The 25,905-nt window shown below is 68.6% G+C and carries 25 protein-coding genes and 2 riboswitches; of the genes, 12 read left to right on the top strand and 13 right to left on the bottom strand.

What is annotated here, in order from left to right:
- Position 1 precedes the first annotated feature (1 nt).
- The 4 genes from IE231_RS16580 to IE231_RS16565 form a co-directional block, all read right to left on the bottom strand.
- Positions 2–733: a glutamine amidotransferase gene (locus IE231_RS16580; protein WP_189695105.1), complete on the bottom strand. Its 732-nt coding sequence runs from the start codon at positions 731–733 to the stop codon at positions 2–4.
- Between the two features lie 59 nt (positions 734–792).
- Entirely contained in the window at positions 793–1,368 is a 576-nt protein-coding gene (locus IE231_RS16575; RefSeq protein ID WP_189695104.1) for a copper resistance CopC family protein, read from the bottom strand.
- A gap of 8 nt (positions 1,369–1,376) precedes the next feature.
- Positions 1,377–2,108 carry a YcnI family copper-binding membrane protein gene (locus IE231_RS16570; protein WP_229867288.1) on the bottom strand — a complete coding sequence of 244 codons (732 nt, stop codon included), beginning with the start codon at positions 2,106–2,108 and terminating at the stop codon, positions 1,377–1,379.
- 100 nt (positions 2,109–2,208) lie between these two features.
- Positions 2,209–2,796: a hypothetical protein gene (locus IE231_RS16565; protein WP_189695102.1), complete on the bottom strand. Its 588-nt coding sequence runs from the start codon at positions 2,794–2,796 to the stop codon at positions 2,209–2,211.
- A 104-nt stretch (positions 2,797–2,900) separates the two neighbouring features.
- Positions 2,901–3,077: riboswitch (M-box (ykoK) riboswitch) on the top strand.
- Between the two features lie 233 nt (positions 3,078–3,310).
- Between IE231_RS16565 and IE231_RS16560 the strand changes: the two genes are divergently transcribed.
- The 3 genes from IE231_RS16560 (at position 3,311) to IE231_RS16550 (ending at position 7,688) form a co-directional block, all read left to right on the top strand.
- On the top strand, positions 3,311–4,972 hold the full coding sequence (locus IE231_RS16560) for an Nramp family divalent metal transporter (protein WP_229867286.1): 1,662 nt from the start codon (positions 3,311–3,313) through the stop codon (positions 4,970–4,972).
- A gap of 95 nt (positions 4,973–5,067) precedes the next feature.
- Complete coding sequence (locus IE231_RS16555; protein ID WP_189695101.1) at positions 5,068–6,324, top strand: magnesium transporter MgtE N-terminal domain-containing protein; 1,257 nt, start codon at positions 5,068–5,070, stop codon at positions 6,322–6,324.
- A 158-nt stretch (positions 6,325–6,482) separates the two neighbouring features.
- Positions 6,483–7,688, top strand: a complete 1,206-nt coding sequence (locus tag IE231_RS16550; protein WP_189695100.1) for a S53 family peptidase — start codon at positions 6,483–6,485, stop codon at positions 7,686–7,688.
- 50 nt (positions 7,689–7,738) lie between these two features.
- On the opposite strand, the gene IE231_RS16545 is transcribed toward IE231_RS16550, so the two are convergent.
- Complete coding sequence (locus tag IE231_RS16545; RefSeq protein WP_189695099.1) at positions 7,739–9,118, bottom strand: LLM class flavin-dependent oxidoreductase; 1,380 nt, start codon at positions 9,116–9,118, stop codon at positions 7,739–7,741.
- 61 nt (positions 9,119–9,179) lie between these two features.
- Entirely contained in the window at positions 9,180–10,526 is a 1,347-nt protein-coding gene (locus IE231_RS16540) for an MFS transporter (RefSeq protein ID WP_189695098.1), read from the bottom strand.
- Positions 10,527–10,563: 37 nt separating this feature from the next.
- Positions 10,564–10,680: riboswitch (SAM riboswitch) on the bottom strand.
- Between the two features lie 388 nt (positions 10,681–11,068).
- Here IE231_RS16540 and IE231_RS16535 point away from each other — a divergent pair.
- The 4 genes from IE231_RS16535 to IE231_RS16520 all read left to right on the top strand — a co-directional run bounded on the left by IE231_RS16535 (position 11,069) and on the right by IE231_RS16520 (position 12,310).
- Positions 11,069–11,350: a type II toxin-antitoxin system Phd/YefM family antitoxin gene (locus IE231_RS16535; protein ID WP_189695097.1), complete on the top strand. Its 282-nt coding sequence runs from the start codon at positions 11,069–11,071 to the stop codon at positions 11,348–11,350.
- Positions 11,347–11,616 carry a type II toxin-antitoxin system RelE family toxin gene (locus IE231_RS16530; protein ID WP_189695096.1) on the top strand — a complete coding sequence of 90 codons (270 nt, stop codon included), beginning with the start codon at positions 11,347–11,349 and terminating at the stop codon, positions 11,614–11,616. Before IE231_RS16535 ends, IE231_RS16530 begins: the two co-directional genes overlap by 4 nt.
- Before the next feature lie 83 nt (positions 11,617–11,699).
- Complete coding sequence (locus tag IE231_RS16525) at positions 11,700–11,945, top strand: hypothetical protein (protein WP_189695134.1); 246 nt, start codon at positions 11,700–11,702, stop codon at positions 11,943–11,945.
- 17 nt (positions 11,946–11,962) lie between these two features.
- Positions 11,963–12,310 carry a DUF6283 family protein gene (locus tag IE231_RS16520; RefSeq protein WP_229867275.1) on the top strand — a complete coding sequence of 116 codons (348 nt, stop codon included), beginning with the start codon at positions 11,963–11,965 and terminating at the stop codon, positions 12,308–12,310.
- 451 nt (positions 12,311–12,761) lie between these two features.
- Here IE231_RS16520 and IE231_RS16515 read toward each other — a convergent pair whose 3' ends face one another.
- The 7 genes from IE231_RS16515 to IE231_RS16485 all read right to left on the bottom strand — a co-directional run bounded on the left by IE231_RS16515 (position 12,762) and on the right by IE231_RS16485 (position 19,563).
- Positions 12,762–13,694: a sugar kinase gene (locus tag IE231_RS16515; RefSeq protein WP_189695133.1), complete on the bottom strand. Its 933-nt coding sequence runs from the start codon at positions 13,692–13,694 to the stop codon at positions 12,762–12,764.
- A gap of 26 nt (positions 13,695–13,720) precedes the next feature.
- Positions 13,721–14,389 (bottom strand): bifunctional 4-hydroxy-2-oxoglutarate aldolase/2-dehydro-3-deoxy-phosphogluconate aldolase, encoded by a 669-nt coding sequence (locus IE231_RS16510; RefSeq protein WP_229867267.1) that lies wholly within the window; start codon positions 14,387–14,389, stop codon positions 13,721–13,723.
- A complete protein-coding gene (locus tag IE231_RS16505; protein WP_189695094.1) occupies positions 14,386–15,792 on the bottom strand; it encodes an MFS transporter in 1,407 nt (468 codons plus the stop codon). Before IE231_RS16505 ends, IE231_RS16510 begins: the two co-directional genes overlap by 4 nt.
- 63 nt (positions 15,793–15,855) lie before the next feature.
- Positions 15,856–16,590, bottom strand: coding sequence for an SDR family oxidoreductase (locus IE231_RS16500; RefSeq protein WP_189695093.1), 735 nt, complete (start codon positions 16,588–16,590; stop codon positions 15,856–15,858).
- A complete protein-coding gene (locus IE231_RS16495; RefSeq protein WP_189695092.1) occupies positions 16,587–17,630 on the bottom strand; it encodes an L-idonate 5-dehydrogenase in 1,044 nt (347 codons plus the stop codon). Before IE231_RS16495 ends, IE231_RS16500 begins: the two co-directional genes overlap by 4 nt.
- Complete coding sequence (locus IE231_RS16490) at positions 17,627–18,634, bottom strand: 3-hydroxyacyl-CoA dehydrogenase family protein (protein ID WP_189695091.1); 1,008 nt, start codon at positions 18,632–18,634, stop codon at positions 17,627–17,629. Before IE231_RS16490 ends, IE231_RS16495 begins: the two co-directional genes overlap by 4 nt.
- Positions 18,631–19,563, bottom strand: coding sequence for an MBL fold metallo-hydrolase (locus tag IE231_RS16485; protein ID WP_189695090.1), 933 nt, complete (start codon positions 19,561–19,563; stop codon positions 18,631–18,633). The genes IE231_RS16490 and IE231_RS16485 overlap by 4 nt, the downstream gene beginning before the upstream one ends.
- A 129-nt stretch (positions 19,564–19,692) precedes the next feature.
- Between IE231_RS16485 and IE231_RS16480 the strand changes: the two genes are divergently transcribed.
- The 5 genes from IE231_RS16480 (at position 19,693) to IE231_RS16460 (ending at position 25,768) form a co-directional block, all read left to right on the top strand.
- Positions 19,693–20,802, top strand: a complete 1,110-nt coding sequence (locus IE231_RS16480; RefSeq protein WP_306341575.1) for a LacI family DNA-binding transcriptional regulator — start codon at positions 19,693–19,695, stop codon at positions 20,800–20,802.
- A 117-nt stretch (positions 20,803–20,919) separates the two neighbouring features.
- Positions 20,920–22,140, top strand: coding sequence for an extracellular solute-binding protein (locus IE231_RS16475; RefSeq protein ID WP_189695088.1), 1,221 nt, complete (start codon positions 20,920–20,922; stop codon positions 22,138–22,140).
- Positions 22,141–22,177: 37 nt separating this feature from the next.
- Positions 22,178–23,815, top strand: a complete 1,638-nt coding sequence (locus IE231_RS16470) for a class I adenylate-forming enzyme family protein (protein ID WP_189695087.1) — start codon at positions 22,178–22,180, stop codon at positions 23,813–23,815.
- A complete protein-coding gene (locus IE231_RS16465) occupies positions 23,803–24,978 on the top strand; it encodes a CaiB/BaiF CoA transferase family protein (protein WP_201896860.1) in 1,176 nt (391 codons plus the stop codon). Before IE231_RS16470 ends, IE231_RS16465 begins: the two co-directional genes overlap by 13 nt.
- Positions 24,979–24,988: 10 nt before the next feature.
- On the top strand, positions 24,989–25,768 hold the full coding sequence (locus tag IE231_RS16460) for an enoyl-CoA hydratase/isomerase family protein (protein WP_201896859.1): 780 nt from the start codon (positions 24,989–24,991) through the stop codon (positions 25,766–25,768).
- Positions 25,769–25,905 lie beyond the last annotated feature (137 nt).

Genomic DNA, 25,905 nt, shown 5'->3' with positions numbered 1-25,905 from the left:
GCTAGCCAGCGTAGCGGGCCACGAAGTTCGCGAGGATCTTCTGCGGCTCGCTCACGCGCACGGTCCTGGCCCGCTCCTTGACCTCGTCGGCGGTCTCCGGCGGGAAGTATCCGGAATGCCGGTAGGCGTCGATGCGGCGTTCGAGGCCGGGCACATCGAGCTCGGGGTGGAACTGGGTCGCGTAGAGGTTCCGGCGGAAGCGGAACATCTGCACGGGGCATGTGTCCGAGCCTGCGAGGAGAGCGGCACCGGGCGGGAGCGTGCGCACCGCCTCCTTGTGGCCCACGAACGCGTGGAACGCAGGGTCGAGGCCCGCGCACAGCGGGTCGTGGAGCCCGACGGCGGAGAGCCGCACCTTGACCGGGCCCACGGGCTCGCCAAAGTGCCGGTCCACCACCGCGCCCATCCGGGTGCCGAGCATGCCGACGCCGTAGCACGCCCCCAGGAACGGGAAGTCCGCGTCCGCGATGCGGTCCAGGAGCTCCACGATCTCGGCCTCGACCCTGCGCTGGACCGGCCCCTTCTCCTGGGGCGGGTCCGACGCCGTGAACGGGCTGCCGCCCAGGATCACCCCGGAGTAGTCCTCGAGGCGGATGTCCGGAAGCGGACCGGCCTCGGCGCGCACACGGTGCAGTTCCTCCGGGGCGAGTCCGCTGTACGCGCAGAACGCGCGGTACTCGTCATCGGCAACCTCGTCGTGGTCGCGAGCAGCGAGCAGGAGGAACGGGCGCATGCATTCAGTGTGCAGCGCTGCCCTGCGCGCCGGAAGGGGGACGCGCAGGGCAGGCAGGCCTACTCCTCGGCGGCCCGGCGCACGGCCCTGCGCGTCAGGAACGCGAGCACCGCGATGAGCACCAGCGCCGCTGCGGCGAGCGGGATCCACAGCTCCGGCGTCGGCGAGGAGGAGGACGACGGCGCAGCTGTTCCCGGCGCGGAGGCGGCCTCCGGGGAGCTGGGCTGCTGCTGGCCCGCGGCCGCCGACCCGGTCTGGGCTGCCCCCGCGGTCTTCGCCGTGAAGGTGAACGTTCCCTCGATGGGGTGCGAGTCCGCTGAGACGACGCGCCACACCACGGTGTACGTGCCGGCCGGCGCACCCGGCTTGATCGGCTGGGTGACGTTGCCGTCCACGATGCTCGGCGCCCCATCCGCCTGATTGGTCCCGGCCGGATCCTTCACCTGGATCTCCGTGCCGATCCCGATCGGCGTGTGGTCAAAGGTGAGGACCACGGAGGCGGGCACGCTCTGGACCGTGGACCCGTCGGCCGGGGTCGTCTGCTCGAGGACGTCGTGGGCCTGCGCAGCTGCGGCCGGCAGCATCAGCGCGCCGCCGAGGCCGAGGACGGCCAGCAGCCGGACAAGACCCCTCATCGATGCCCTCACTTGGCAGCCGCCTTGCGGCGGCCTGCCAGGACGACGGCGAGCGCGGCTGCGCCGAGCACCGCGCCGACGATGCCCAGGCCCAGGCCCCACGCCGCCGTAGCATCCGACGTCTGCGCTGCTGGCGCCGCGGTCTGCGGCGCGGACGCGGATGCCGACGGCGAGGGTGCGGCGTCGTCTGCGGCCGTGGTGGTGAACGACGGGGCCGGGTGGTCCGGCTCGGGCTGGCCTTCCTGGGCCGTCTGGTCCCACTTCACCTCGCTTCCGTCCGTGTAGGTCTGGATGGCCGGCAGGACCACGTTCGTTCCGGCCGCGGGGAGCCGCCCGACCGAGACGGAGAAGGACTGGTACTCATTCTGGCCGATCTGGTGGGCGGGGTCGTTGGCCTTCCACACCACTTCGGTGGGCGCCTTGGTGACGGTCGCACCAGCCACTGTCACCGGCTTCGGAAGGTCCGCCGTGACGATCTGCGCCGTCCAGCCTTCGACCGGCTTGACGGAGACCGAGGTGAACGGGGTGTCGGTGGGCAGCTTCACGTCCACTTTGGACGTCTTGGCCGTGGGGGACTCGTTGGGGATGTTGAACGTCAGATGGGTGAAGCCGTTGGCCCCGGTGTCGTCGGGGCTCACGCTCACATGGGCGTTTGCGGCGGCCGCACCTACGGCGAGCAGGACTGCGGTGGCGGCGGCCGCGCCCGAGGCTGTCAGGGCGCGGCGGAGGGAGGTATGCAATGTTGTGCCTTCAGGTGTCTGGCCCGCTGGGCGCATCCGCGTCCGGCGGGCACGGTAGCAGGGGAATCCCGCGGCGTGCGGGTGTCGGGTAGCCGCTGGCTCAGGCGGCGCACGACGGCGGCGGGCCGCGAAGCGTAGGAAGCCGCGCCACGCCCCGGGAGCGCGCGAGGATCACCTGGGTGAAGGCCGGAACGGACGGTGCCGGGTGAAGGGCGGGGAGGGCGAGCATGCGCACGAGCGGCCGCAGCCAGTCCCCGAGTGCCCAGAGAGCCGCCTCTGCCCTGGCGAGGAGGATCGCTGTGGCGAGGGTCGCGAGGGCGTGGGCGAGGAGCATCCCGGTGCCCTCGGAGTGTCCGGCAGCCCCCGCCGCGTGAGCGGCCAGTGGCGCGAGGACGTGGACATGCCCTGCAGTCGGCCCGAGGGTGGGCACTGTCGCGGAGGACTGCGAGAGGACGTTGAACGCTTCGTGCAGCGTGAGCTGGCCGACGCCGAGCACAGCGACCATCGCTGCCTGCGAGACCTTTCTCCCGCACAGCCAGACGGACGGCAGGAGCACGAGGGCGAGCAGCCCGGCCCCGATCAGCGGGTCCGGGAGCGAGCCACCTGCCGCAGTGTGGGCGGCTGCAGCGAGCAGCACGGTGGATCCGGACACGGCTGCGGCGCGCGGGAGCCTGAACAGCGCACGCACACCACACCGCCTTCCACCGGGTTCCGGTCCCACTCTAGGGAATCACCCGCTGGAGGCGAACCTGAATGGACCTTCGAGGTCGGCCATGTACTATGCCCTCGCAAGGTGCCGTTCGTTAGCTGAGGCTCCTTCGCGGAAACAAGCCAGCGACCCTAAACGTCGAGAGACGCCCCCGGTCAGGACAGGCTGCCCCGGAGTAAGGGGCAACCCCGATTGGCTCCCTCCGGCACCGCCGCAGGGTCACGACGCGGAGTGCTGAAGGTCTTACGAGGAAGGGCCCCCGGTTCATGGCCGGGCCTCCTGAAGGCACGTGGGAAACGATGCGAGGAGGTGGCAGCTCCGTGTCAAGCGGCGACAGTAGTCCCTCCCCGCATACCCCCTGAGCCCACCGGCTCATCCCGTCCTCTCGCTGCGCGCCGACGCGCCCTGCCTGCTCCTCCCCTGCCCGCAGGCCGGGTGTCGTAGCGTGCCCGCTTCACCAGCCTCGGCCACCGCCGGGAGGAAGCAGGTCCCCGTGATCAAGACCCCCGTGAACCCTGACCCGAACCACTCCGCCGTGCTCGACTCCGCCCACGTCGGCGACATCCAGGGCGCTTTCGGCACCATCAACCTGAGCGAGACGTCCACCGCCACGGGACCTTCCAGCTGGAAGTCCCGCTTCAAGACGCTCCTGGCCATCATCGGCCCGGGCCTGATCGTGATGGTCGGCGACAACGACGCCGGCGCGTTCGGCACCTACACCCAGGCCGGTCAGAACTACGGCACAAGCCTCCTGTGGACGCTCCTGCTCCTCGTGCCGGTGCTCTACGTCAACCAGGAGATGGTGCTGCGCCTCGGCGTCGTGACCGGCGTGGGGCACGCCCGCCTCATCCTCGAGCGCTTCGGGAAGTTCTGGGGCGCGTTCAGCGCGATCGACCTGTTCATCCTCAACGCCCTCACGATCGTCACGGAATTCATCGGCATCTCGATCGGTCTGGACTACCTCGGCGTGCCCAAGATCCCCGGGGTGATCGTCGCGGCCGTCGTGGTGGTGGGTGCAGCCAGCACGGGCTCATTCAAGACGTTCGAGCGCGTGTGCATCGCCCTCGTGGTCGGCTCACTGCTGCTGGTGCCCGTGTTCTTCATGAGCAGCCCGGACTACGGGCAGATCGCCCATGACTTCGTGGTGCCCGGCTTCCCCGCGGGCTCCGACGTGGCCGACGTGACGCTCCTGATCATCGCGATCGTCGGCACGACCATCGCCCCGTGGCAGCTGTTCTTCCAGCAGTCCTACGTGATCGACAAGCGCATCACCCCGCGGTACATGAAGTACGAGCGCGTGGACCTGTGGCTCGGGATCACCATCGTGATCCTCGGCGCCGCCGCCATCATCTCCTTCACGGCATTCACGTTCGCCGGGCGTCCGGAGTTCGGCCAGTTCACCGACGCGGGCGGCGTCGCCGAGGGCCTCGGCAAGTACCTGGGACACCTCGCAGGCATCCTTTTTGCCCTCGCGCTCATCGACGCCTCGATCATCGGTGCCGCCGCCGTAGGCCTCTCGACCTCCTACGCGTTCGGGGACGTCCTCGGCCTCAAGCACTCCCTCCACCGGAAGGTCAGCGATGCCAAGGGCTTCTACGCGGCCTTCGCCGCGGTGATCCTCATTGCCGCGGTCATCGTGGTCATCCCCGGGAGCCCTCTCGGACTCCTCACGGTCGGTGTCCAGGTCCTCGCGGGCGTGCTCCTTCCCTCCGCGACCGTCTTCCTGCTCCTCCTGTGCAACGACAAGCAGGTCATGGGCCCGTGGGTCAACGGGCGCGCCATGAACATCTTCACCTCCGCAGTCATCGCAGTCCTCGTGATCCTGTCCGTCGTCCTCACCGCCGCGGTGCTGTTCCCAGACATCGACGCAGCCACGATCCTGGCCATCCTCGGAGTGGGCGGCGCGCTTGCCGTCCTCACCGGCATAGGTCTCGCAATCCCCCGCCTCGCAGCCAAGGCGCGGGGGAACGCCAAGGAGGCGACCGCCGTCGACCGCAGCCAGCGGCTGACCTGGCGCATGCCCCCGCTCGCACTGCTCGAGCGGCCGCAGCTGTCGGTGACCCGCCGGGTTGGGCTCAGCGTGCTGCGCCTGTACCTGCTCGTGGCGATGATCCTCGTCGTGGTCCGGGTCGTGCAGCTCGCCCTCGGCGTCTGATCCGTCCAGCCCCAGAACCCCATATCCTCACCGATCTGACCTGACATAGAGTCAGCTCGAGTGCCCGACGTGCTCCCGAAAGGCCACCGATACCGATGACCCTTGCGACCCAGCCCCTCTCCCTCTCCACCCTCCTGCGGCTCCCTGTCCACGATTCCGACGGGCACCGCATGGGCACGCTCGCAGATGTGATCGTGCGCCTCGGTGACACCGACTACCCCATCGTCACGGGCCTCGTGGTGGCTGTAGGCGGGACCCGTACCTTCGTCTCGAGCGCCGATCTCGAAGCACTCACCCCCGAGCGCGTCGAACTCTCGAGCAGCACTGTTGACGTCCGCGAGTTCGCACGCCGCGAGGGCGAGGTCCTGCTGTCCGAGGATGTCCTCGGCCACCGCCTCATCGATCTCGCACGGGTCGCCTTCGTCAAGGCGTACGACATCCAGCTCACCCAAGTGCTCGAAGGCTGGGCCGCCACCGGGCTTGACGTGCACCGCCGCCGCTGGCTCGGGCTCGGGCCACGCCACGCGTCCCACGACGTGCGCGACTGGCTCGAATTCGAGCCGCTCATAGGGCACGCGGCCTCTGCCCGAGTCCGGCGGTCCACCGGGCGCGTCCAGGGCCTCAAACCCGCACAGATCGCGGACATCATCGAGGACGCGAACGAGCACGAGCAAGACGAGCTCCTGGCCCAGGTCCACGAAGACCCCGAGCTCGAGGCGGACGTGTTCGAGGAGCTCGACCAGGACAGCCAGGCCGAGCTGTTCAAGGGCCGCAGCGACTCCGAGGTCGCAGAGGTGCTCGGTCGCATGCAGACCGACGACGCCGCGGATGCCCTGATGGACCTGCCGCAGGAACGGCGGCTGCCGGTGCTCACCGCCATGCCGGAGCCGCAGCGCGGCGCCGTGCACCGGCTGCTCGGGTACCACGACCTCACCGCTGGGGGCCTCATGGGCACCGAGTTCGTCGCACTGCCGCCCACAGCGACCGCGGGTGATGCCGTCGCGGCCGTCCGCGCGGCGTCCTCCGTCCAGCCGCAGGCGCTCGTGGTGGTGTACCTGTTGGGCGAGGACGGGACGCTCGACGGCGTGCTCACCCTCGTCGCTGCCCTCCGCGCCGACGCCGCGCGGCCGCTGTCCGAGATCGCGGACCGGGACGTGGTCGTCGCAGCGCCGACGGACGACGTCATCGACGTGACCCGCCGCATGGCCGACTTCAACCTCCTCGCGCTGCCGGTGGTCGACGGCGGGCGGCGCATGATCGGCCTCATCACCGTCGACGACGCGCTCGAGGCGGCGATCCCCCAGGACTGGTCGCGCCGCGAGACGGGCCATCGTGAGACGGGTACGGCTTAGCTGGGAATCTACTGGCAATCTGCCGCTGAATCTTGTCCTGCCTGTACGGAAGCTGAGAGTCTCGCAGGTGCCGGATTAACTGGCTTTGTTATACGTCGTTATCACTCGCGTCAACCCGGCACCCCTGTCAGAGCGTTTCTCCCACCCCAGGAGGGCACGTGAGGAAGATCCTCGCCGCAGCGGCCGCGGGCCTGCTGCTCGTCGGCGCCGCCACCGCCACCCCCGCATGGGCCGCCCCGGGACCGAACCCGCAGTCGGACCACTCCATCCAGGTCTGCGCCGCGCCACGCGCCGGCGAGGCCGCCTGCCACGCGCGCCAGGCTGCCGACGCGAACGGCAGGCCGATCACCAACGCGACGGCACCGCCGTCGACCGCCCTCACGCCCACACAGTTGCAGGATGCCTACAAGCTCGGCGGCTTGAAGTCGGGCGGCCGGACCGTGGCCATCGTCGACGCCTACGGCTACCCGAACCTCGAGCGCGACCTCGGCGTCTTCCGCTCCCAGTTCGGCTTCTCCGCTTGTACCACCAGCAACGGGTGCCTGACGGTGATGAACCAGAACGGCGGCTCCAAGCTCCCCCACTTCAACACCGGATGGGCCCAGGAACAGTCGCTCGACGTCGACGCCGTCTCCGCTGCCTGCCCGGACTGCAAGATCGTCGTGGTCCAGGCCAACACCGCCTCCTTCACCGATCTCGGTACAGCGGTGCAGACGGCGGCGAAGCTGCCCGGTGTCGTGGCGATCTCGAACTCGTACGGCGGCTCCGACGCGGCCGACTCCACCTACGGCAAGTACTACAACTTCCCGGGGATCGCCGTGACGGCGAGCGCAGGTGACAACGGGTACAAGGGCGGGTCCTACCCCGCCTCGTCCAGCTACGTGGTCGCGGTGGGTGGGACCTCCCTCGTGAAGGCGCCGGGGACGCGCGGCTGGAGCGAGTCCGTGTGGAACGGGACGGGGTCCGGCTGCTCGACCCTGAACCAGCCGATCCCTGCGGCCTCGAGCTACGGCACGGGGTGTGCCGGGCGTGCGATGAATGACGTTTCCGCCGCATCCGATCCGAGCTACGGCGGCCTCGCGGTCTACTACCCGACCTCGAGCACCAACTCCACGTGGGGCCAGTTCGGCGGCACGAGTGAGGCGTCACCCATCATCGCCTCGGTGTACGCGCTCAGCGGCAGCACCGGCTCGGCGGCGACGGGCACCTACGCGAACTCGATCCCGTACGGCCACTCCTCGAGCCTGTTCGACGTGACCTCGGGCAGCAACGGCACGTGCCCGACCACCCAGTGGTGCAACGCCCGCAACGGCTGGGACGGCCCGACCGGGCTCGGCACACCGAACGGGACCGGCGGCTTCTGACCCCCGGCCGGGGTCACCCGAGAGGTGACCCCGGCCGGGGAGGTCGGCTGCTAGAGGGCCGCAGGCACGACGCCGGCCACCCGCCGCGCCGGGTGATCCGCTGCCACGCGCGGACCAGCGCCGAGGACCGTCTCGCGGAACGTCGAGCCCACAGCGGCCTCGGCGAGGAGCCCGCGCCGGCGCAGCTCGGGCGTGACGAGGCGGGCGACCTCGAGCAAGTCCGCCGGCCGGACGGCCGAGGTCAGGTTGAAGCCGTCCACGCCGCCCTCCTCGGCGAAGCGCTCCAGCTCGTCGGCCACCGTGCTGGGCGAGCCGGAGATCACCGGGCCGCGGCCTCCGATCGAGATGAACTTCGCCACCTCGCGCAGTGTCCAGGTCCGCTCGGGGTCAAGCGTGGTGAACTGGGCGAGGGCGGACTGGTTCGCCTCGCTCCGGATATATTCGAGCGGCGCGTCCTGGTCGAGCCCGGAGAGGTCCACACCGGTCCACCCGGCAAACAGCGCGAGCGCCGAGTCGGTATCCACATAGGACTCGTACTCGGCCAGCTTCGCGGCGGCGGCCTCGTCCGTCTCCGCCACGATCACGGTCGCGAGGTTGAACGTCTTCACGGAGTCGGCAGCCCGTCCGGCGGCAGCCAGCTCCGCCCGCAGCCCGTCGGTGAACTTCTTCGCCTGCGCCGGGGTCGAGCTCGAGAAGAACACCGCCTCGGCGTGCTTCCCGGCGAACGCCTTGCCCCGCGCCGAGGCACCGGCCTGGAACAGCAGCGGGGTCCGCTGCGGGGAGGGCCCCACCAAGGCGGGGCCCGGCACCCGGTAGGCGGCGCCGTCGTGCGCGATCCCCCGCACCCGCGCCGGGTCCGCGAAGAGGTTCGCGGACGCGTCGGCAACCAGCGCGCCGTCGTCCACTGAGCCCTCCCACAGCTTGTACACGACGTCCATGAACTCCTCGGCCCGGTCGTAGCGCTCGTCGTGCGGGATCTGCGCGTCGAGGCCGAGGTTCCGCGCCGCCGATTCCTGGTACGAGGTGACGATGTTCCAGGCGACGCGGCCGCCCGTGAGATGGTCGAGCGTGCCGAGGCGCCGGGCGAGCAGGTACGGGTGGTCGTAGGTGACGGAGGCGGTGACGCCGAAACCGAGCCGCTCGGTCGCCGCGGCGAGGGCTGACACGATCAGCAGCGGGTCGAGGGCCGGGTACTGGACCCCGCCGCGCACGGCCGCGTCCGCGCTGCCGCCGTACACGTCGTACTGGCCGAGCACGTCCGCGAAGAAGATCCCATGGAAGCCGCCGTCCTCGAGGGCCCTGGCCAGCTCGGTCCAGTACCCCAGCTCGGCGAACCGGTGGCCCTGCGAGTCCGGGTGCCGCCAGAGGCCCGGCGACTGGTGGACCGGCACGAGCATCTCGAACGCGTTGAGGAGGAGGGGCTTGGCCATGGGGTTCCTTTCGGGTGCGGGGTGTGCGGATCGCGCCGAACGCACGACGGCGCCGTTCGGCTCAGGCGTTCGGCCCGGCCTGCGCTGCGGCTGACTGGACGGCGTGCTTCTCCGCGGCCGGATCCTTGGCGGCGAGCGCGGCCGCTGTGGTGAGGACTCCGAGCAGTGCGAACCAGCCGCACACGAGCCACGGGGTCCCGCCGCCGGCCTCGAGCAGGGCCGCCGCGACGAGGGGCGTGACGGCGGCGGAGAGCACTGTGCCGACCTGGTAGCCGAAGGAGACGCCCGAGTAGCGCAGCTCCGTGGGGAACTGCTCGGCGAACCACGCAGCCTGCGGGCCGTAGATCGCATCGTGCAGGATGTTCATCCCCACGAGCAGCACGAGCGGCAGGAACTGGAGGTTGCCGTGGTCGAGGAACCAGAAGAAGGGCCAGATCAGCACGACGACGCCCACCGACGCGGCGACCGCCATGCGGCGACGGCCGATCCGGTCCGAGAGCCAGCCCCAGAACGGACCGGAGAAGAGGCCGAGCGCGGAGACGATGAGGATCGCGGCGAGGCCGGACGTGGTGTCGTGGCGGCGGTCCTTGAGGTAGCCGAGGATGTACACCGTCATGAGCGTGTAGATGGCCGGCTGCACAAGGCGCATGCCGACCGTGACGAGGATTCCGCGCGGGTGCTCCCGCAGCACGCGCGCCACCGGGCGGGCGACGATGCCGGCTGCGTCCTTCACTGCGGTGAACTCCTGGGCATCGGTGACGCCGAGGCGAATCCACAGGCCCACCACCACGAGCACGCCCGAGAGCAGGAACGGCAGGCGCCACCCGAAGGACTGGAACTGGTCCGGGGTGAGGAAGGCCTGGATGAGCGCGTACGCGCCGGTGGCGAGGAGCATGCCGGCCGCCGAGCCGACTTGGGTGAACGAGCCGAAGAGGCCCTTCCTCCCGGCGGGCGCGTGCTCCACGGAGAGCAGTGCCGACCCTCCCCACTCGGCGCCGGCGGAGAGGCCCTGGATGAGGCGGAGCGCCACGAGGCCGATCACAGCGAGGATGCCGATGGTCGCGTAGTTCGGCAGGACCCCAATGAGCGTCGAGGCGAGGCCCATGGTCAGAAGCGAGGCGACGAGGAGGGCTTTCCGGCCGATCCGGTCCCCGAGGTGCCCGGAGATCACGCCACCGAGCGGCCGCGCGATGAACCCGACGGCGTACGTGGCGAACGAGGCCAGCACCCCCACGAGCGGACTCGCGTCCGGGAAGAACTGCTTGTTGAACACGAGGGCCGACGCCGTGCCATACAGGTAGAAGTCGTACCACTCGATGGTGGTGCCCACGAACGCGGACGCGAGGATGCGCCGCTTGGCGCGCAGGGCGGTGCCGAGTGCCGGCTCGGCGCGGAGGAGGGTAGCCATGTGGTCCTCTTGAAGTCGCGGCGCGAGGCTCGCTCAGGCGCCATACTTACGACGCCGGGGTCCCGCGCGCCGTCGAATCCTCACCTGGGGCACCCCACTACAGCCGGAGGGTTGCCGTCCGGCAAGCCAGGGCTTGTTGCCGGAACTCTTGATTCTTGAAGCAGTCTCGCTGGGCGGGGAGCGGCTCGCAAAGCGGACGTCACGGTCGGTCACACTGCGGGGGTTCGGTGGGCCGCCGGCGATGACGGAGCTTGACGCATCGCCCAGGCTGCCCCTTACTGAACTTGCACTCCGAGAAACGGCGGCACCGACCCGCCGAACGCTGTGCTACTTCTGGCGACCCGGGGGGAGGCAAATCGCGGATCCAAGCTGGTCCCGGTGCCAGCGATCAGTGAACCTCTACTGAAAGTGGCGGGGTGCCGTAACCGAGATTCCGTCAAGCGACGAGCTTCTCGTCTACTTGACATAGTCGCGGTTATCGGCCCTGAATTCCGGTCCGCGGGGGAGCGGTATCCGGGCCTGGTCAGGGTAGCATGGGGCGCATGATCACCACGTCGCTGTCGGACCTGAAGGCGCACCTGTCCGAGTACGCCGAGCGCGCCGAGCGCGAGCACGAGCGCTACACGATCACGCGGAACGGGCGCCCGGCCGTGGTCATGGTCGGCGCCGGCGAGTGGGAGGAGGTCCAGGAGACCCTCTTCTGGCTCTCCCAGCCCGACTGGCGCGAGCGGCTCGCCGAGGCCGCGGCCGACGCCGCCGAGGGCCGCGTCCACGGCGAGCCCGACGCCCGCGCCCTCCTGGCCAGGCTGCGCGGCCAGCAGTGACCGCCTACACCCCGCTCCTGACAGAAGCCGCCTTCCGCCGGCTCGCCCAGCTCCCGCCCAGGACCGCCGGGCCCCTGCTCGCCTTCATCTGCGGCTCCCTCGCCGAGGACCCCCAGCGCCGCTCCCACGCGCTGCGCGGCGGGCTCGCCGGCTGCCGCTCCGCCCGGCGCGGCGACATGAGCGTGCTCGTCGTCCTCGACGACGGGGCGCGCACGATGACCGTGCTGGACGTCGGCACCCGGGCCGCTGGCCGCTGGCCCCGATGACGTCCTCCGTTCCGGCGGCCGGAGCGCTGGAGCATGTCCGCCATCCCGTCCGGCTGGAAGACTGGAACCTGCAGGATCAATGTATGGAGGCATTTGTGCCAGAGGTCCAGCTCCCGACCGAGCTCGGCCAGCGGGTCCCGCTGGCGGCGCCGTGCCGGTACTGCGGCGCCTGGAGCATCTTCGTGGAGCTCCGGCTGGAGGCCAGGCCGGTCGGCTCGTTCTCGCTGGCCGGGGCGATGCCCAAGGCCAGCGCGAGCACGTGGCCGTACGCGGTCTGCGACGCGTGCGGGCATGGCTCCCGCGGCGAAGTCGCCGGGGAGGCAGGCTGAGGATGGGCGGGCCCGCGATGCCGCGCCCGCGGCCGCGCGCGTCCTGCCCCTACCGGTGCGGTGCCCCGTCCGGGGTGTGGGACGCCTCCGAGTACGAGAAGCTGCCCGAGTACGACCGCGCCCTCCAGGACCAGCCCATGGCGGTGTTCTACTGCCACCCGGGCGACGGGGCGGTCTGCTCCGGCTGGCTCGGACACCGCGACCCCTCCGACCTGCTCGGGGTCCGCCTCGGGCTCATCGAGGGCAGCCTCGACCCCGCCTGCCTCGACTACCGCACCGAGGTGACGCTCTTCGGCTCCGGGGCCGAGGCGGCAGGGACATCGGCGACCCGGGCGAGGACGCCCGCGCGACCATCGACAAGCTGATCCGCAAGCGCAGACTGGACGCGACAGCCTGACCTGAGCGAGGAATCAGCTCCGGCTCGATCCCCTCCCACCTGCCGGGGAGCACCGGGCAGCCGGGGCGACCGCGTGTCCCGCTCCCGGGGAGTCCAGGGCACGTCTAGGGTCAAAGGCATGGCCGTGGCACAGGAGCTCGAGGGCCAGACCTCGATCGAGGAGGCCCTGGTCGACCTCGGCGAGCCCTGGACCGCCACGACTGCCGCGGACAGCACCGAACCTCCGACGCTGTTCTGAACCCCTCCCACCTGCGCCCGCATCAGTCCGGCTGGTAGCTCGGCAGCCGTCGTCGAGCAGTACATGGCCACCGCCGGCTGACCGGACCCGCGGGGAACTGCCCACTCCCGACGGCGGCATAACGCCTTCCACGTCGTGGCCAGGGCCAACGCGTGTGTATTGCGTGATCCAGTTGAGGAGGTCACCGGATGACAGGTTCGCTGGCCTCCAGGATGGCGAGCTCCCTTCTCTTGGGTGCGCCTTCCCAGTCCCCGGGTACGGTGCAGGCAAAGGCCCCTACTAGGACTGCTGTCGACAGCCGCTCTTCCGCGGGGCGTCCGTTCAGCAGTTCCGCGAGGTAGCCTGCGACGAATCCGTCTCCTGCCCCCACCGTGTCGATGACGGCAGTTTCCACGGCGGGCTTGGCGTGGCTGGCTCCGTCGATTATTGCGGTGCAGCCGTCGGCGCCACTCTTGATGATCGCCTGGCTCGGACCGAGGGCTGCCAGCCGGACTGCATATTCGAGGGATGTTGGCGCTGGCCCGACGAGGATTGCCGCCTCGTCGTCACCGGCGAAGACGACGTCGGCCTTCTCCACGATCTGCCTGTACATTCCCCGGGCCGCCTCCGGGGACCAGAGTGCTGCACGATAGTTGAGGTCGAACGAGACGAGGGTCCCAGCCTCCCGAGCGACATCGATTGCGTGGAGCGTCGCCGTGGCTGCCGATTGGGACAGCGCAGGCGTAATCCCGGTCACATGCAGCGCACGCGCCTTCCGGATGGATTCGTCTGGCAGGTCCGCTGCCTCAAGCCTCGAACCCGCGCTGCCGGACCTGTAGTACCAAACCCGGCTGGCTGTCGCCGTACGCGTCTCCTTGACCATGAGCCCGGTGGGAGCCCCCGGATCGCGGATGGCCACGGTGCTGATACCTTCGGCGGCCAGTTCCCTGAGAACAAGGTCGCCCAGGCTGTCATCACCCACACGTCCGATCCACGTCACAGAGGTGCCCAGCCGGTTCAAGCCGATGGCGACGTTGCTCTCCGCCCCGCCGATAGACAGCCCAAGATTCGAAACGTGGCTCAAGGGCCCGACAGACGTGGGCCGCATGAGCGCCATCGTCTCTCCAAAGGTCACAACCTCAGACGGGCTGCCCGGCCCAGTCACGACGCCCCCTGGCGTTGCCGCGCGTCCCGGGCCCGCTGGCTGGCCAAGGTGGCGCGGGCCGTGAGATCTTTCAGGTCGCCGCCGGCGAATGCGTCCTGAACCAGTGGCCCTCCCACGCTCACCGCGACGGCCCCCGCTGAGATCCATGCATCGATGTCTGCCAGGTCGATGCCGCCGGAAGGGAGGACCTGCATGTCCGGAAACGGGCCCCGAAGCTGGCTGATGTACCCGGGGCCCACCGCGGAGGCGGGGAACAGCTTCACGGCAGAGGCCCCGGCAGCCCACCCTGCGTGCAATTCGGTGGGAGTCAGCCCACCCGGATAGGCAGGGACCCCGCGGCTCGCCGCGAGCTCGATGACAGCGAGGTCGGTGACCGGCGTCACCAGGAATCTGGCGCCCTGGTCCAGCGCCTCGCGGGCCTGCTCGACAGTTGTGATCGTGCCGACACCGATTTCAGCTTCTTGGTAGCCCTCGACCAGGTCCTGCAGGACGTCGAACACGCCGCCGGTGCTCAGCGTCAGCTCGATCGAGCGAACCCCGCCTTCCAGCAGCGCCTCGATGACTGGCCTGTACTCCGATGCCGTCCGGGCCCGCAGAACGGCTACGACCGGGCTTTCCTGCAGGATCGGCGAAACGGCCTGGCGTTCGGCAATCACGGCATTCACGCCTGGGCTCCGACCGCTGGCGCATGGACGTCGTCGTCGGCATCCATCGGGCGTCCCTTGGTCTCCCTGGCGAAGAAGTACACGCATGCGCCGATGGCCAGCAGGATGCCGAACACGGTGAACGCGGCCGGGAGCGCATCGGCCGTGGCCTTCGGCGACACCAGGTTCGAGCCGCCGGAGAGGAGCCCGAGGAGCAGCGGTCCGAAGATCTTGCCGGTGGAACCGAGACCATAGGCCAGGCCCAGGCCCGAGGCGCGGTCTTCAGTCTTGAACATCTCCGAGGTGAAGGTGTTCAGCATCCCGAACGCCCCGTCCCCGAAGAGCGTGGCACCGAGGATCGCGACGAAGAACAGCGAGGCACCGAGGATCACCGCATTGCCAGAGTATGCGGCAACCAGAAGACATGCGGCCCCGACGAACCCACACGCAATGATGACCGGCCGGCGACCGACGACGTCGGCGAGTTTCGCGGTGATGAGCCGCCCGATGAGAGAGGCGAGGCTGACCAGCAGGAACATCTGTGCTGCCTGCGCAGGAGTCACGTTGAGCAGCAGCGTCAGCAGTGTGGGGCCCCACGACTGGACGACGGAGGAGCCGGTGATGAAGCAGAAGCTTCCCACGGTGGCGACGATGAGCGCCCTGCGGTTGTTGTGGAAGATGCTGCGCTTGCGCTTCTGGCCGACCTGGACATCGCTGACAGGCGGCAGTTCCACGTCGGCGGGGTTCATGTTGCGGTACCAGGCGATCGACTCGCGAGCGTCGTCCATGCGTCCCTGGCCCATGAGCCAGCGGGGCGATTCGCGCACGATGCGTCGGATCGGGAAGGCCAGGAGGACGGGGATCAGGCCCAGGAGCAGCAGCCCGCGCCATCCCAGGGGTGCTCCGAGCGCGGACGCGGACAGGGAGCCGAGGAACAGTCCGACGGGGATGAACACGACCGTCAGGCCGGAGAGCATGGCGCGCTGCTTGGACGGGACGAACTCGGCGATCAGCGGGATGTCGACGACGGGCAGGCCGCCGACGCCGAAGCCGACGACGACCCGAAGCAATGCGAACAGCCACCAGTTCCCTTCGGGCACCGCGGCGCACAGCGCCGTGCCGATGGAGAACGTCAGGACTGTCCAGATGAAGCAGGGGCGGCGGCCGATCTTGTCTGCGATACGTCCCCAGATGATGGAACCGAGCACGGATCCGACGCCGCCGGCCAGGAGGATCATGGAGCTCTCCATGAAGTTCAGGTGCCACGGTGTGGCGATGATGGTGAGGATGAATCCGACGATGAAGAAGTCGAAGAACTCGACCGTGTTGCTCACGACGGCGGACCCGACCAGTAGCTTCTGCCGTCTGGTCAGTGGTGACTGCTCGATCGCGGGGATCACTCCGCGAATGTTGGTGCTTGCCATATAACTCACTCCATTGTTGTCATACAGGTGAACTGCTTGCTCGGTGTGACGGGTCGCAGCGCTTCAGACTGCGAGGAATCCGCCGTCGACGGGGAGCGTGACGCCGTGGATGTATGCCGCGGCGTCAGAGACGAGGAAGAGGGCGGCCTTTGCGATGTCGGTGGTCTCGCCCCAGTTACCCGACGGGATGCGGGCCGTGATCTGCGCGATGCGGTCCGTGTCGCCCATGACGGGTGCGTTGAGCTCGGTGTTGAAGTAGCCAGGGGCGATGGCGTTGACGTTGACTCCGTGCCTGGCCCATTCGTGGCACAGGGACTTGGTCAGCTGCACGACGCCGCCTTTGGCCGCGGAATACGCCGCGGCAGTGTAGCCGCCGTTGAAGGCGAGCATGGACGCGATGTTGACGATCTTTCCCTCCCCGCGGACCAGCATCTGGCGGCCGAAGACCTGGCAGAGCTGCATGACCGCCGTCAGGTCGACCTGCAGCACGGTGGCCCAGTCGTCGAGCGGGAAGTCCTCGAAGGCATGGCGCAGGGAGATCCCTGCATTGTTCACCAGGATGTCGACCTGTTCCTCGGATGCCACGGCGTTGGCCGCCCGCAGCGTGTCGGCCGGGTCAGCGAGGTCGACCGGGACTACCTCGATGTTGCCGGAGAGATCGCAGGTGGTGCGTCTCTGGAGGGCGATGACGCGGGTTCCGGCGTCGAGCAGGGCCTGGGCGATGGCGCCCCCGATGCCTCCGCTGGCCCCTGTGACCACTGCCGTCTTCCCGGTGAGGTCCACTGTGAAGTTGCTCATGCGACGGTGCTCCGATCCTGGGTGGGATGCAGGTCCAGGAGGACCTTGCTGGAGATGTTCTTGTCTGCCGCCGTCTTGAACGCGCCCAGCGCATCGTCGAGGCCGAAGGTGTGGGTCACCACCGGGCTGACGTCCAGCCCGGCTGCGATCATGTCGGCGGCATCGGTCATTTCGTGATCGAACCTGAAGGCGCCGACGTAGTTGATCTCGCGTCCGACAAGGGCTGCCAGTTCCGCCTGGATCGGACCTCCTGGGAGGTTGCCTACCTGCACCACGGTTCCGCCGCGCCGAGCGCTCGAGAGGCATCCGCCGAGGGCCGCGGCGGCCCCCGATGCCTCGATGACGACGTCGACGTCGTACGGCAGCTGCTGGCCCTGCGCGAGGTTGATGGTCTCGTCGGCGCCCATGTTCGCTGCGATGGCCAGAGCCGAGGCGCTCAGATCGCTCGCATAGACGGTTTGCGCGCCCTCCGCCTTGGCGGCAGCTACGGCGAGTGCGCCGATCGGCCCCGCCCCGTTGACGAGGACGCTGCGCCCGTCCACGCCGCCCGCGCGCCGCACGGCGTGGACGGCAACGGCCAGTGGCTCGATGACCGCAGCGTGCTGGGGGGACACTGCTGCCGGAAGCCGGCGGATCTGATCTGCCCGGACGACCTGCACCGTGGAGAACAGCCCTGCCCGGTGTGGGATGACGGCCGCAGAGCCGGCGTAGCTGCCGTTCTCGCACAGGTGCCGTGCACCGCTGAGGCAGCTTCGGCAGCGGCCGCAGTGCGTGGCGGGATGGACGGTGATCAGCTGGCCGGGGTCGACTCCGTCGACTCCGGCTCCGAGTTCGAGGATCCTCCCCGAGAACTCGTGGCCCAGGACGAGGGGCTCCACTACGTCGAAGGCGCCGTTCCGGCCGTGCCGCCAGTAGTGCAGGTCCGATCCGCAGATCCCGCCGTAGGCACCGGAGACCAGGACCTCGCCGGGGCCGGGGGCGGGATCTGAGCCGGTTTCGATCCGCAGGTCGTCGGCGCCGTGCAGGACGACGGACTTCATGTCGCCGCTCTCCCTGCGGACACGCTGTGCCCGGCCGCCGCCGTCAGCTTCTCCCGGTTGATCTGGCTCCGGCGGACGATCTCCTCATCCCGCGTCCGCTTGAACTCGTCGGGGTCGCGGATGGTCCAGTCGTAGAAGCCCTCCCCCGTCTTCATGCCGAGGCGGCCTTCGAGGACCAGCTTGCCGATGAGGGTGTCCGCGGGGTTGCTGGCATTGGACAGGTCCGCCCATACTGCCTGCGCGGCGGGGCCCGAGATCAGGTCCAGTCCAGCGAGGTCGGCGTGTTCGAAGCTGCCCATGGCCGGGAGGCGGCTGGCCAGGCCTGCCTTGAGGATCAGGTCGCAGTCGGCAGGCGTCGCGTGGCCCTGTTCGACCAGGGAGACGAACTCGCGCAGGATGGCGTGCTGGATCCTGGCCCAGAGGAATCCTGGGATATCCGGGCATCTGACCGGGCGCTTGCCGAGGCCCGCCAGCAGACCATTGACGGCATCGACGGTCTGCTCGCTGGTGGACGCGCCTGCGACGACTTCGACCACATCGACGAGATGGGCTGGCTGGGCGAAGTGTGCAATGACGAACCGTCCGGGGTTCTCCAGCGCGGCGCCGATCTCCGAGGCGTTCAGTGCTGAGGTCGTGGACGACAGCACCGTCGTGGGATCGCACACCGTTTCGGCAAGGCGCAGCACGTCCTGCTTCGCCGCGAGGTCCTCGGCAATGGCTTCGATGACGAACCCTGCATCCGCCACTGCCTCTGACAGGCTGGTGCGGATTGACAGGCGGCCGGCCGCGGCCTCGGTGTCCGTTGGCGAGCAGAGGCCGTTGTCGACCAATTGCGCCATGACGAGATCGACGCGGCGCCGGGTAGCGTCGATCTTGGCGGCGTCACGGACCCACAGCCGGACGTCCTGGCCCGAGAAGGCCAGGACGACGGCGATCTGGGAGCCCATGGTGCCTCCGCCCAGGACCGCGAGCGGACGGTCGGACAGGCCGGGTGCCGGACTCATGCCAGGGACCATCCGGTTCCGCTCGCGACGATGACGCCCTTGCGCAGCAGGCTCTCGAGGTGGCCGTTGACCGTGATGAGCGCGCGCCATTCCTTGCTCTTGCCGAAATCCTCGCACACGCGGTCACGGAGTTCTGCGAACTCGATGCCGGGGGCCTCGGCGATGTGGCGCCGCACGGACGCGGCGATCTTCCGGACTCGGTCGGCACACTCGTTGGACCAGGCGATGGCCTCCTCGGCGGTGCAGGGCTTGCCGTGGGCGGACAGGACGGTCTTGACGCCGTTGTCTTGGATGAACTTGGTGAGCTTGGCATGTGAGGCGAGGGTGATGTCCGGATCCTCGTGGAGGTAGAGGACTACGTCATTGGGCAGGAGCAGGAGATCCAGGACGATGAGGATGTTGGACTCTGCATGGTGGAATCCGACCTCGCCCAGTGAATGGCCCGGCAGGCCGACGATGTCGAGGCGGACATTGCCGATTTCGACCTTGTCGCCGTCTTCGATGTCGAAGTCGACCTTGGCCGACTCCGGCCCCATCCACGACAGGTACTCCTGCTGGAGATCCCAGGACTTGCCTTCCTCGAAGCGGTGGACCAGCATCTGGGCGTTGAGCTCGTTGTTTGAGATCCACTCCTTGTACTTCGGGTGGGCCCCAATCGTGGCACCGTAGTCGCGGACGACCGCGGCATTGTTGCCGACGTGGTCCATGTGCTCATGCGAGTTGAGGACATGCTTGATCTCGTCGATGCCCTTGTCGGCGAGGACCTTCTGGATGTCCTTGTAGCCGGAATGGATGCCTGAGTCGATCAGCGCGTTCTCAGTGCCGCCCTCGACGAGGTACACGTTGACCACCGCGTCGCCTTCGTACTCGTTCAGCTTGGAAGTGATCGCCGTGAACGGGCCTTCGGTGTAGGTTGCCGGGTTGCTCAATTTTTCTCCTGGATGTCGGAATGGTGGCCGTGGCGACCGGGATGCCGGTGACGCAGGTCACTCGGTACTGAGTAAAACGATTTACCGTTCGGACTCGCGAGTCAACCCGGCCTTAGGTTCCGTTACCTTATCGTTACTTTTTGGCTTTCGGGCCTCCCTCAGGCTTCGGCTGTAGGGTTTGAACCGAGGAACGATCTTCGGAGGCCGACCATCGCCACGATCACCGATGTAGCCAGACTTGCCGGCGTGTCCGTCGGAGCGGTCTCGCGCGCGCTCAGTGCCGACAAGACGCTCAGCATCAGGGAAGAGACCAGGGAGCGGATCCTTGGGGCGGCCAAGATGCTGAACTATTCGCCGAATCACGCCGCCCGTTCGCTGCGCATGTCATCGACCGGGCTGATCGGCCTGGCGGTCCACGATGTCAGCAATCCCCTCTACAGCGACATCGTCGCAGGAGCCCAGACGGCGGCCATCGAGGCGGGCTACGTCCTCACCCTGACGGATGCAGACGTCCTGGCCACCGACGAGGAGGTATTCCGCCGGCTCGTCGCCAGCAAGGCCATCGACGGGATCCTGCTCCAGACGGTCGACAACAGCGCCGACTCCATCATCGCCAAGACCGCCAAGACGCTGCCGGTCGTCATGGTCAACGCGGAATCCCCGAATCCCGAGGTGGGCAGTGTCACCGTTGACGACCATCAGGCCGCCCTCCTGGCAACGAACCACCTCCTGGAGCTCGGTCACAGGAAGGTCGCCTATCTCACCATCGACGAACACGAGGACCGCGCCGCACGGCGCCTGGGCGGCTGGCGGGACGCGATGATCGATGCCGGCCTCGTGCCGCAGGCACGGTGGATCGTCAACGGAGGGCACTCCTCGGAGGGCGGCATGCGAGCCATGGAGGCCATCATCTCCACACCCGAGATGCCAACAGCCGTGGTCGCCGCGAACTCACTCATCGCGCTCGGCGCCATGAAGGCGTGCCAGGCTGCCGGCCTCCAGGTCCCCGACCAGGTCTCCATCGTCGGAATCCACGACTTCCCCACGGCCGCGTACCTGAACCCCGGGCTCACGGTCGTCTCGCTGCCCCTGCGCCAACTCGGAGAACGCGCCGTGCAGCTGCTGCTCGACCAGCGGGAAGGAAAGAGGCCCGTCCACGAGAAGCTCAGCGCACCGGCCGCGGAGGTCATCGCCCGCGGCTCCACTGGCCCTTGCCCGGGCAGCACCCATCTAAGATAACGATCGGGTAACGACGACAACCCGGCCTTGCATTCTCAGAGCAATCAGTAAATCGTTTTACCTAGCGACGTGAGTCACACGGGACGCGAGTTTGAGACCTCGAGCAAGGACAGGGACATGGCAGTGACAGTGCGGGGCATGGCATGGGACCACCCTCGGGGGGTCGGCGCACTGCGCGCCATATCGGAGGCATTCAACGCGTCGCACCCCGACATCCGCGTGGAGTGGGATGCGCGTCCCCTTGCCTCCTTCGAGGACACTCCTGTGGCGCAGCTGGCCCAGGAGTACGACCTCATGGCCATCGACCACCCTTTCATCGGCGACTGCGCCGCGAGCGGCGCCGTCGTCCCGATCAGCGCCCTGCTCTCCGTCGATCAGCTGGCCGACCGGGCCGACGACGCTGTCGGAGCAAGCCATCAGAGCTACCTCTGGCAGGGCCAGCAGTGGGGGCTGGGGCTTGACGCCGCGGCCCACGTGGCGGCCTACGACGCCCTCGAGCTAGCCAGCGCCGAAGTGCCCCGGTGCTGGGCGGATTTCGCGGACCTCTCCCAAAGACTCGGCACCAGCCGCATCGCTGTGCCCGCGAATCCGACCCACATGTGGGGGACCCTCCTTTCCCTCTGCGAACTCGTTTCCGGGCCACAAGGTGATGGCGGAGGTCCATTGACCGCAGTCCGCCACGCGGACGGCCGCCCCTCGTGGTGGTCAGCCGGCGGCATCGATCCGGAGGTGCTGGCCGAGGCCCTCGAGCGACTGCGTGAGCTCCTGTCGCTGTGCGCACCGGAATCGCTGGAGATGAGCCCCATCGACGTCCTCGAGGCGATGTCCGATCCGGCCAAGGAGGACACGCGCCCGGGGTATGCCTACAGCCCCTATGTGTTCGGCTACATCACATACTCCAGGCCCGCCGACGGCAGACGCCAGATACGGTTCCTGCCCAGTCCCTCGCTGGACGGGAACCCTATCGGCACCCTCACCGGCGGTGTCGGCCTGGCCATCTCCTCCCGAAGCACCAGCAGGGCCGAGGCCGCCTGCTTTGCCGCATACGCCACAAGCCGCGACGTCCAGGTCAACGGCTTCCCGCTGGCCGGAGGGCAGCCGGGACGCCGGAGCGCCTGGCAGGACGAGACCTTCAACGCCCACGCGGGCGGCTTCGGCATCGACACGCTGCCGTCCGTCGGCCGCGGGTTCCTGCGGGCAAGGTTTGCCGGCTTCCCCGCGTTCCAGAAGTCCTTCGCGCACGTGCTCCACGCGGCAATCGTGGCACACGCGCCGACCGCATCCATCGTCCAGTCGTTCAGGGACGGGTGGGACCGCCATGTGCTCCAGCCCAGCTGAGGAGGGTCCTTCCGTCGCCGCCCTCATCCAGCGCTCCATGGCGCGGAACGGGGACAACCCGGCGCTGTGGGACGGATCGCGATGGCTCAGCTTCGGCGAGCTCAGAGAGCTCGCATCACGCGCCGGCGGCTATCTGCGAGGCCTCGGTGCCCAAGATCAGGACCGCGTCCTGATCGCGTGCTCCAACAGCCCCGAATTCCGGGTGCTCGAGCTGGCGGTGATCTGTGAGGGCATGGTCCGTGTCGCCCTGTCGTCCCGGCTGCACGTGCAGGAGATCATCCGCATCGCCGCCGACTGCGATGCCCGGATCGTCGTCTGCGATGCCGATCGCGCGAGCGGACTTGCCGAAGCCCTTCAGCAGCGCGGCGGGATCCAGCCCACCATCGTAGCGGTGGGCGAAACACGCGATGCCCCCCGCACCGCTGGCCCCGACCCATCGGGTACGAATCCTCCCGCCGGCCCGATCCACCGCTTCGACATCGGCGGCCTTCGCCGCCACGGCACCAGCACGTCGTCCCCGACCACAGGCTCCTCGGACCTGGTCATGCTGATGTACTCGTCCGGGTCGACTGGCCAGCCCAAGGCCATACCCGTCACGAACCGGGCATGGATCGCGCAGACCACGCTGGCCGGCGTATGCCTTCCGCCCATCGGGCCCGGCGACGTGGTGCTGGCCGCCGCGCCCATGAGCCATTTCGGTGGATCGATAGGCCTCGACTGCACGGTTCGCGGTGCGGCGACCGTCACCATGTCGACGTTCAGGCCGGCAGACGTATTCGAGGCGATGGAGCGGCACTTCGTGACGGTCCTCCCGCTCATTCCCGTCATGCTCCGAGACCTGGCACTGGCACCGGAGGCCGCGCCTCAGCCGCAGACTCGTGCGGTCCCGTACGGGGGATCGGGCGTCAGCGTTGACACCTTGGCCCTGGCCGAGAAGCTCTTCCCCGGCGCCCTGCACCAGTTCTACGGACTCGCCGAAGCACTGGCCCCGATCGCGTCTCTCTCCGGAGCCGAACACTCCCGCGCAGTGCAGCGGCTGGGTGACCCATCCACCGCTGAGGATGCGAACCGGGTCCTGTCATCTGCCGGCCGGCCGCTTGCCGAGGTCGAAGTCCGGATCGGCCCGCGCGGGGACACCCGAGAGGGACCTCAGGAGATCTACGTGCGCGGCGACACCGTCATGACCGGATACCTCGGCCATGCCCAGGAACCCGCCATCAGCGCCGGGTCCTGGTTCCCGACCGGGGACCTCGGAACACTCAGCGCCGACGGACTCCTGACGATAGCCGGGCGGGCCAAGGAGACCATCATCACGGGCGGATTCAACGTCCAGCCATCCGAGGTGGAGAAGGTCATCGAACAGCTTCCCGGCGTCGCCGCAGCAGCGGTACTGGGCATGCCCCACCCCCGCTGGGGGGAAGCCGTGACTGCCTTCGTCGAACGATCCCCACGTACAGGGCCCGCGCCCCAGATCGAGGCCCTCGACATCACCGCATTCTGCCGCGCACACCTGGCCGACTACAAGAAGCCGAAATCGGTGACCTTCGTGGACCGGCTGCCGCGGAATTCAACAGGGAAAATCGACCGCTCCGCCCTCAGGAATGCACTCGCGGAACGTGGCGGGGACCAATCAGAACCACACACGCAAGGTAAGGAGGCCTCGTGCAGGCTCTAGACTCCATCCGCATCCTGGACTTCACCCAGATGATGCTCGGTCCATTCGGCACGCAGCTGCTCGGCGATCTCGGAGCCGACGTCATCAAGGTTGAGCGCCGTGACGGTGAATGGGAACGTCATCTGGAGATGATGGGTGAACTGGTCGACGGAAGCTCGGCTGCTTTCCTCGCCATGAACAGGAACAAGCGCTCCGTTGCCCTTGACCTCAAGGATCCCGCGGCGCGGGAGGCACTCCTGGAATTGGCAAGGACCTGCGACGTCGTAGTGGAGAACTTCCGCCCGGGGGTCATGCAACGACTCGGGCTGGGGTACGAGGACTTCCGCCAGGTGAAGGCCGATATCATCTACTGCTCGGGCTCGGGCTGGGGAAGCGATTCGGCTTTTGCCAAGGAAGACAGGCCCGGCCAGGATCTGCTGATCCAGTCCATGTCCGGACTCGCGGCGGCGACCGGACGGGCGGGCGATCCTCCCACCCCCGCCGGGACGGCGATCGTTGACCATGCGACGGCCCTCACCCTTGCAAACGCCATCCTTGCAGCCATCGTGGCCCGGCACACACACGGCATCGGGCAGCGCATAGAGGTGGATCTCTATTCCACGGCGATCTCGATGCAGTGCCAGGAGATCTCCACCCTCATCAATCAGGAGAAGACCTGGACCCGATCGGCGTCCGGCGTCGGGCAGGCCTGGCTCTCGGCACCCTTCGGGGTCTATCAGACGGCCGACGGCTGGATGGCCATCGCGATGGCCTCCCCGGACCGAGTGGCCGCGGTCTTCGGCCTTCCCGGGCTCGCTGGAATGGACGCGTGGCAGCAGCGAGACGAGATGAAGCATGCCATCGAGGCCGTCGTTGCGACGCGGACGACGCAGGCCTGGCTCGACGTGCTGCTCCCTGCAGGCCTCTGGGCCGCGGCCGTCCGTTCAACGGCCGAAGCAGTGGACGAGCTCCGCCGCCAGGGCTCCGATCTTCTCGTTGAGACCGCCGGCCCGACGGGCGATCCCATCGAACTGATCGGATGCCCCATTCGGATGAGCGCGACACCATGGCAGCTTCGCTATGGACCCCCCGCGACAGGAGCCCACACAGAGGAGGTGCTCTCGGAGGTCCTGTCCCCGGAACGCGTTAAGGAGCTCATAGGGTCAGTCGATGCCACCCGCTAGCAGCGCCTCAATGGTCCACGAGAACCTCGTCGTCGAACGGGCCGGTCACGTCGCGGTCCTCCGCATCGACCGGGAAGACAAGCTGGGCGCCCTGTCGACGAGACTCGTCAACGCTCTCGGGCAACAGCTGGCAGCGATCCGGCAGAATCCGGCGATTCGCGCCGTCGTCCTCACCGGCACCGGACGTGGATTCATTGCCGGGGCCGATCTCGACGAATACTTCGGAGCGAGCCCGGAATCCTTCGAGGAGTACCAGCGAAACTCTCGGCGCGTCTTCGACGATCTGGAGCGCATGCCCCAGCCAGTCATCGCCGCCGTGAACGGCTACGCATTCGGCGGCGGATTCGAAGTCGCCCTGTGCTGCGACTTCATCCTGGCCGCGGAGAAGGCGAAGTTCGGCCTCCCGGAAATCAAGCTCGGCCTCCTGCCGGGCGGCGGGGGGACCCAGCGGCTGTCCAGGAAGGTGAGCGTGCCTTGGGCCAAGGACATCATCATGACCGGGCGGACCGTCACGGCAGGTGAAGCCCAGTCCGTCGGGCTCGTGCGCAGCATCCATTCCGCCGAAGAACTGGTTCCCGCAGCGATGGAGTTCGCACAGTTGCTGGCAGCGCAGGCGCCCCGTGCCGTTCGCGAGGCGAAGCGGCTCCTCAACGAGGGAAGCAGCAGTGAACTCAGCGCCGCACTGACGCTCGAACAGGAAGCCCTCAGCAGGCTGTACAGCACGGCAGATGGGCAGGAGGGAATTCGCGCATTCCGCGAGAAACGAGCACCGAAGTTCACGGGACACTGATTGGCCGGGTTGGCGCGATTCGGTGGACCCTGGGGAATCGCCTCCTACCGTGCTTGGCCAGCCGCGCAACAGCCCGCTATCGCAATCGGGACCACGAGGCCGCCCCGCGCTCGCGCACCAGTGTGCCGAGGCGTAGG

Source organism: Sinomonas cellulolyticus (genome assembly GCF_014656475.1).
In the GTDB taxonomy this organism is placed as follows: Bacteria; Actinomycetota; Actinomycetes; order Actinomycetales; family Micrococcaceae; genus Sinomonas; species Sinomonas cellulolyticus.
The sequence above is the reverse complement of the archived record's forward strand: the minus strand, read 5'-3'. Positions and strand labels throughout refer to the sequence as shown.

What these genes read in the sequence shown, in the direction of transcription:
- IE231_RS16580 (WP_189695105.1), bottom strand. Translation starts at nt 733, where the DNA reads ATGCGCCCGTTCCTCCTGCTCGCTGCTCGCGACCACGACGAGGTTGCC.
- IE231_RS16575 (WP_189695104.1), bottom strand. Translation starts at nt 1,368, where the DNA reads ATGAGGGGTCTTGTCCGGCTGCTGGCCGTCCTCGGCCTCGGCGGCGCG.
- IE231_RS16555 (WP_189695101.1), top strand. Translation starts at nt 5,068, where the DNA reads ATGACCCTTGCGACCCAGCCCCTCTCCCTCTCCACCCTCCTGCGGCTC.
- IE231_RS16545 (WP_189695099.1), bottom strand. Translation starts at nt 9,118, where the DNA reads ATGGCCAAGCCCCTCCTCCTCAACGCGTTCGAGATGCTCGTGCCGGTC.
- IE231_RS16540 (WP_189695098.1), bottom strand. Translation starts at nt 10,526, where the DNA reads ATGGCTACCCTCCTCCGCGCCGAGCCGGCACTCGGCACCGCCCTGCGC.
- IE231_RS16535 (WP_189695097.1), top strand. Translation starts at nt 11,069, where the DNA reads ATGATCACCACGTCGCTGTCGGACCTGAAGGCGCACCTGTCCGAGTAC.
- IE231_RS16525 (WP_189695134.1), top strand. Translation starts at nt 11,700, where the DNA reads ATGGAGGCATTTGTGCCAGAGGTCCAGCTCCCGACCGAGCTCGGCCAG.
- IE231_RS16520 (WP_229867275.1), top strand. Translation starts at nt 11,963, where the DNA reads ATGCCGCGCCCGCGGCCGCGCGCGTCCTGCCCCTACCGGTGCGGTGCC.
- IE231_RS16505 (WP_189695094.1), bottom strand. Translation starts at nt 15,792, where the DNA reads ATGGCAAGCACCAACATTCGCGGAGTGATCCCCGCGATCGAGCAGTCA.
- IE231_RS16500 (WP_189695093.1), bottom strand. Translation starts at nt 16,590, where the DNA reads ATGAGCAACTTCACAGTGGACCTCACCGGGAAGACGGCAGTGGTCACA.
- IE231_RS16495 (WP_189695092.1), bottom strand. Translation starts at nt 17,630, where the DNA reads ATGAAGTCCGTCGTCCTGCACGGCGCCGACGACCTGCGGATCGAAACC.
- IE231_RS16490 (WP_189695091.1), bottom strand. Translation starts at nt 18,634, where the DNA reads ATGAGTCCGGCACCCGGCCTGTCCGACCGTCCGCTCGCGGTCCTGGGC.
- IE231_RS16475 (WP_189695088.1), top strand. Translation starts at nt 20,920, where the DNA reads ATGGCAGTGACAGTGCGGGGCATGGCATGGGACCACCCTCGGGGGGTC.
- IE231_RS16470 (WP_189695087.1), top strand. Translation starts at nt 22,178, where the DNA reads ATGGCGCGGAACGGGGACAACCCGGCGCTGTGGGACGGATCGCGATGG.
- IE231_RS16460 (WP_201896859.1), top strand. Translation starts at nt 24,989, where the DNA reads ATGGTCCACGAGAACCTCGTCGTCGAACGGGCCGGTCACGTCGCGGTC.